This is a genomic window from Sandaracinobacteroides sp. (assembly GCF_057137845.1).
Map to the genome: position 1 here is coordinate 1 of NZ_DBNHFX010000179.1, position 5612 is coordinate 5612.

The 5612-nt window shown below is 65.7% G+C and carries 6 protein-coding genes; 2 read left to right on the top strand and 4 right to left on the bottom strand.

What is annotated here, in order from left to right; translation table 11 throughout:
* Positions 1-862: ABC transporter permease (locus AC16JP_RS10160; RefSeq protein ID WP_484340498.1), on the bottom strand; the 862-nt coding region annotated here is incomplete at its 3' end.
* Positions 863-911: 49 nt separating this feature from the next.
* On the opposite strand from AC16JP_RS10160, the gene AC16JP_RS10165 reads away from it, so the two are divergent.
* Together AC16JP_RS10165 and AC16JP_RS10170 are read left to right on the top strand one after the other, a co-directional pair.
* A complete protein-coding gene (locus AC16JP_RS10165) occupies positions 912-1415 on the top strand; it encodes a thermonuclease family protein (protein ID WP_484340499.1) in 504 nt (167 codons plus the stop codon).
* Positions 1412-2062 (top strand): HAD family hydrolase, encoded by a 651-nt coding sequence (locus AC16JP_RS10170; RefSeq protein WP_484340500.1) that lies wholly within the window; start codon positions 1412-1414, stop codon positions 2060-2062. Before AC16JP_RS10165 ends, AC16JP_RS10170 begins: the two co-directional genes overlap by 4 nt.
* A 50-nt stretch (positions 2063-2112) precedes the next feature.
* Here the strand turns inward: AC16JP_RS10170 and AC16JP_RS10175 are convergent, their stop codons facing one another.
* The 3 genes from AC16JP_RS10175 to AC16JP_RS10185 all read right to left on the bottom strand — a co-directional run.
* Positions 2113-3315, bottom strand: a complete 1203-nt coding sequence (locus AC16JP_RS10175; RefSeq protein ID WP_484340501.1) for a pyridoxal phosphate-dependent aminotransferase — start codon at positions 3313-3315, stop codon at positions 2113-2115.
* 105 nt (positions 3316-3420) lie between these two features.
* Positions 3421-5157, bottom strand: a complete 1737-nt coding sequence (gene pabB / locus AC16JP_RS10180; RefSeq protein ID WP_484340502.1) for an aminodeoxychorismate synthase component I — start codon at positions 5155-5157, stop codon at positions 3421-3423.
* 45 nt (positions 5158-5202) lie between these two features.
* Positions 5203-5612 (bottom strand): GAP family protein (locus AC16JP_RS10185; protein WP_484340503.1); only part of this gene is annotated, 410 nt, incomplete at its 5' end.

The window sequence follows — 5612 nt, forward strand, 5'->3', positions numbered from 1 at the left end:
GGCCGCCGCCAATCACCGCCAGTATGGATGCGAAGAACGCCAGCAACGGCATCATCAGCACCAGCGCGATGGCGCGCGGCAGCACGAGGATTTCCACCGGGTCGAGGCCGATCGTGCGCATTGCGTCGATTTCCTCGGACAGCTTCATCGAACCGATCTGTGCTGCGAAAGCCGACGCCGAGCGCCCTGCGACCATGATCGCCGTCAGCAATATGCCGAGTTCGCGAAACGTCGTGCGGCCGACCAGATTGATGACGAAGATTTCAGCGCCGAACTGCCGCAACTGCACCGCACCTTGCTGCGCGATGACGATGCCGATCAGGAAGCTCATGATGCCGACGATGCCGAGCGCGTTCACGCCCGCCAGTTCCATCTGCACCATGATCGCGCGCCAGCGCACCCCACGGCCGGCCATGATTGCGTGAAACGCTGAAACGATCGTCAGCCCGACGAAACCCAGCCCGGCGATGATTGTCTGCCCGAACTGAAGGATGTAGCCGCCGAGCCTTGCCAGTTCACGCGGAACGAACGGGGCCAGCGGCGTCGGTTGTTCGAGCGGATGTGCGGCGCTGGCGATCTCGGCCAGCAGCAGGCCCGCCTGCCGTGAGGCGCCGACGACGCGGCTTCCCGGCCGGTCACGAAGGATGCGCTGGATGAGCCAGGCGCCCACCGTATCGAGGCGCGAAAGGCCCGAGATGTCGACGACCAGGGGATCGGCGGCCGATGCCAGCAGGGCTTCGATCCTGGTGTCGGCTTCTGCGGCGTCGCCGATGTCCAGCTCGCCGGAAATCGTCAGCCGGGCGCCATCCGGGTCGAGGCGGATGTCGGGGCCCGGGCGAGCAGGAGGCGCAGGTTCCGGCATGAGGTCTAGGCTTTGCATTAGGGCGGCCGCGCGTGCAAGAGAGTGGGCCATGTCTGTTGCGCATATCGCCTTGCGATTATTGTCCGCTTTGGCGCTGGTCACGGCACCGGCGCTTGCCGGCCCCCGGTTCGAAGGGCGCGTGGTTCGGGTGAAGGACGGCGATTCGATGATCGTCTGGCGGGCCGACGTGAAGCGCCAGAGCGAGATCCGTCTTGCCGGGATCGACGCGCCGGAACTGGCGCAGCCCTGGGGCATTCAGGCGCGCTCGGCGATGCGCAGAATGGTGCAGGACCGGCCCGTTTCAATCGAGGTGACGGACCGTGACCGCTATGGCCGCCTCGTCGCGCGGATGTGGCAGGGGCACAGCTATGTGAACGCCGCCATGACCCGTGGCGGGCATGCATGGGCGTTCGACCGCTACCTGCCCGACGCGGCGATCCGCGCGGGCCAGCAGGAAGCGCGCAGGGCAGGGCGCGGGCTGTGGTCGCTGCCGCCACAGGATCGCGTGCCTCCGGCAACATGGCGCGCCCAGCACCCGAGGAGGGGCGATTGAAGCTGTCGATCTACGACATGGACAAGACGATCACCAGAAGCCCCAGTTGGACCGCCTGGCTGTTCTTCTATGCCCGCAACGAGGCACCGGCACGGTTGTTGCTGGCGCCGCTGATGCTGCTGCCGTCGATCGGCTATGTGCTGGGCCTTGTCGATCGCAAGGGGCTGAAGCAGGCGACGCAGGCGCTGATGATGGGCCGCAGCGTCCCGCGCCAGAAAGTCGAGCGCGCTGCTGCCGCCTTTGCCGAACGGTTCGGAAAGCGGATGGAACTGGCTGGGGCGCTCGCAGCGATTGCTGCCGACCGGGCTGCGGGGCGCGAAGTCTGGATCGCAACGGCCAGTTGTCGTTATTTTGCCGAAGCCCTGGCGCGGCGATGGGGTGTTGCCGACGTCGTGGCAACGGAAAACGTCTGGCAGAACGACCGGCTGACCAACCGCATCAGCGGCGAAAACTGCTACGAACTCGGCAAGCTCAGGATGATCCTTGCGAGGCTTGACGGCCGACCCGACGAACTGATCTTCACCTCGGATCATCCAAGCGACCTGCCGGTGCTGGAGTGGGCAGATCAGGCGATCGCCGCCAACCCGAACGACGAACTACGCGCCGTCGCCCGGCTGCGTGGCTGGCAGATACGCGACTGGGCCTGACCGGCGCTTTCGCTGAGCGCCGGTCTCAGGTCGCTGCCGCTGGTTGGGGTTCAAGAGAGCGCGGCGCAGGCCCGCTGGATGCGCCGGCAGGCTTCCTCCAGCAATTCCGTCGAGGTGGCGTAGCTGATCCGGAACGCAGGCGACAGTCCGAATGCCGAACCCTGCACGACCGCAACGCCTTCGGATTCCAGCAGATAGCCGGTGACATCCTCGTCGTTCGCCAGCCTGCTGCCCGTCGGTGTCGTCTTGCCGATCAGGCCGGAACAGTCAGGATAGACATAGAACGCGCCTTCGGGGCGCGGGCACGAAAGGCCCGTTGCCTGATTCAGCATCGACACCACGAGGTCGCGCCGCACCTGGAATGCGCGCGCACGTTCCTGCAAAAAGCCCTGCGGGCCATTCAATGCCGCGGTCGCCGCAGCCTGCGCGACCGAACATGGATTGGAAGTCGACTGGCTCTGGATTTTGGCCATCGCCTTGATGATCTGCTTCGGGCCGCCGGCAAAGCCGATGCGCCACCCGGTCATGGCGTACGCCTTCGATGCGCCGTTCACCGTGAGCGTGCGGTCATAGAGGCGCGGTTCCACTTCGGCGATGCTGGCAAAGCGGAAATCGTCATAGACGATGTGCTCGTACATGTCGTCGGTCAGGACGTGCACATGCGGGTGCTTCAGCAGCACATCCGTCAGCGCCTTCAGTTCGTCGAACGAATAAGCGGCCCCCGTCGGGTTCGACGGCGAATTCAGCAGCACCCACTTGGTTCTGGGGGTGATCGCCGCATCCAGTTGCGCCGGTTGCAGCTTGAACCCGGCTTCGAGCGGGCAGGGCAGCACAACGGGCGTCGCGCCGCAGAACTGCACGATGTCGGGGTAGGACACCCAGTATGGCGCAGGAATCACCACCTCGTCGCCGGGATCGAGCGTGGCGACCAGCGCGTTGAAGATCGTCTGTTTGCCACCGACGTTCACGCTGATCTGGTCAAGTGCGTAGTCCAGCCCGTTGTCGCGCCGGAACTTTTCGCGGATCGCCGCCTTCAACTCGGGCGTTCCGTCGACGGCTGTGTATTTGGTCTTGCCGGCGCGGATCGCTTCGATCGCGGCTTCCTTCACGAAGTCCGGCGTGTCGAAGTCAGGCTCACCAGCGCCCAGCCCGATGATGTCCCGGCCTTGCGCCTTCAATTCAGCAGCCTTGTTCGTGACGGCGATCGTCGGCGAAGGCTGGATGCGGTTGATGGCGGCAGAAAGAAGGGCCATGTGCTGAAATGCTCCGCTTGAGGAATGCCGCAGCGCAATAGGATGCACCGGCACTGATCGCAAGCGGACATGGCAGTGGCGCTGCCCTGCTTTTTGGCGCAGCTTTCAGGCGGCGGTCGCGCGCAGCAGGCCGCGCAGGGAATTGCCGATAAAAAAGCCCGATCCGAGATCATCTGCCGTCAGTTCGGCTTCGATCGCGCGGCCTGTCGCCAGCAGTTCGGCCCGCAGCACCCCCTGCAGCAACCCCAGATAGGCAGGCGGCGTCAGCAGCAGGCCGTCGCGCTCGACGAAGATGCTGGTGAAGCTGCCTTCGGTGAGCTTGCCGTCAGGGCGGACGAACAGACATTCGAACGCCCCGCTTGCCAGCCGCGCATCGTCGAGGAAGGCGCGGTCGCTGGTCTTGTGGGCGAGGCGCCAGTCGTCGGTGGCGACGGGTAGCGGCCGGACGGCTACCTGCACGGGGCCAGTGGGCACGGGTGGCAGCGGCGAAAGCTGCACGGCAGCCCGCCCCTCCCGGTCGAGAAGGAGGCGCACGCGGCGCGGATGGCCTGCGCCGGGGATTGCCAGCCTTTCCTGAAGTGTGGCGCTGTCGAACCGGAAGCCGAACCGGCGCGCTGATGCCTGAAGGCGGCTTAGATGCAGGGGAAGGCGCGGGATGGTGCCATCGGCTTCGTGCCGCATTGTCTCGATCAACGCAGAAGGCAGCGCGGGTTGCAGAAAGCGCGCCTTGGTCAGGCATTCCGCCCATTCCGCCTCAGGCGAGCTGTCGGCAACGATGCCTGCGCCAAGCCCCAGATGCGCGATGCCGCCGGTCAGTGAAAGCGTCCGGATCGCGACGTTGAATTGTGCTTGCGCTGCACCGGGCGCAACCCAGCCCATGCTTCCGCAATAGATTCCGCGCGGGCGGTCTTCCAGTTCGTGGATGATTTCCATCGCGCGGATCTTTGGCGCACCCGTAATCGAACCGCACGGGAACAGCGCGGTCAGCGCGTCGACGGCATCGCGCCCGGCCGCCAGTCGTGCGGTGATCGTCGATGTCATCTGGTGGACGGTTGGATAGCTCTCGATCGCGAACAGGCGCTCGACCGAGACGCTGCCGGTTTCAGCGACGCGCGAAAGATCGTTGCGCAGCAGATCGGTGATCATCAGGTTTTCGGCCCGGTTCTTGGGGTCGGCGGCCAGCGCCGATGCGAACGCAGCATCCTCGCCAACGGTTGCGCCACGCTGGCTTGTCCCCTTCATGGGGCGCGCTGTCAGGCTGTTGCCGTCAAGCCGGAAAAACAGTTCCGGAGAGAGGCTGATCCACCATTGGCCCGCGCCATCGTGCACCAGTGCGCCATGTGGCGCGACCTCAGGGCGGAACAGCCGGGCAAAGATCGCTGCCGGATGGCCGCGCATGGGAACCCTTGCCTGAAAGCTGAGGTTTGCCTGATAGATGTCGCCAGCGGCTATATAGTGCAGCACCTGCTCAGCCACGCGCACCCAATCCGCCTTGGCCACCAGGGGTTGGGGTGCGCCGATCGATACCGGGGCGCGCCATCCCCCGATCAGCGCGATCGCCTCGGCGTGGGGCAGAAACCGGGCATTTTGGAACCGGCCGAACCAGTGGAATGGCGGCCCGCGCATCGCCGTTGCCAGACGCGGTTCCAGCAGATGGCCAGCTTCATAGGAAAAGCCCCCGGCGACCCATTCACCCCGAAGCGCCGCTGCGCGAAGCTGCGCCAGCGCCGCCTGCGTATCGGTGCCGCGCAATTCGCCGCAAGGGTGCTGGAACAGCAGCGCGCCGTTCAGGCCATGGTCCCAGAACAGGGCAAAAGGCTGGTTGGCAGCAGGAAGCGACATGTGGCCGCTGCTAGCGCACCCGGCGACCGATGCCAAAGACGCAGGTCAACCGATGAGCGCGTTCAGCCCGTTCGTCAGCAGCTTCGCGCCGATCACGGCCAGCACAAGTGCAACGATGGCGCTGTTGTGCCGTATCAGCCAGTCACGCGCCCGCCCCAGCGGTGCCATCACCCGTTCGGCCGCAAACAGGTGAATGAGCAATGGCAGCGCAACCGTCGCGCAGGCGAGCGCAACGAAAACGAACGCCGGCCCGATATACGCCGCTTCTGGCACGGCCAGACCGCCGGCCACGGCGAGCAGCAGGACCTTGGGGTTGGCAAGGCTGAGAAGCAGCCCCAGCCGGAAAGCGTTGCGCGGGGCATATTCCGCCAGCCCGTCAAGCCAGGCCGGAACCTCGGCAGAATGACGGTTCCGCCACTGCCGTCCGGCCAGTGCCAGCAGCACAAGCCCGACCG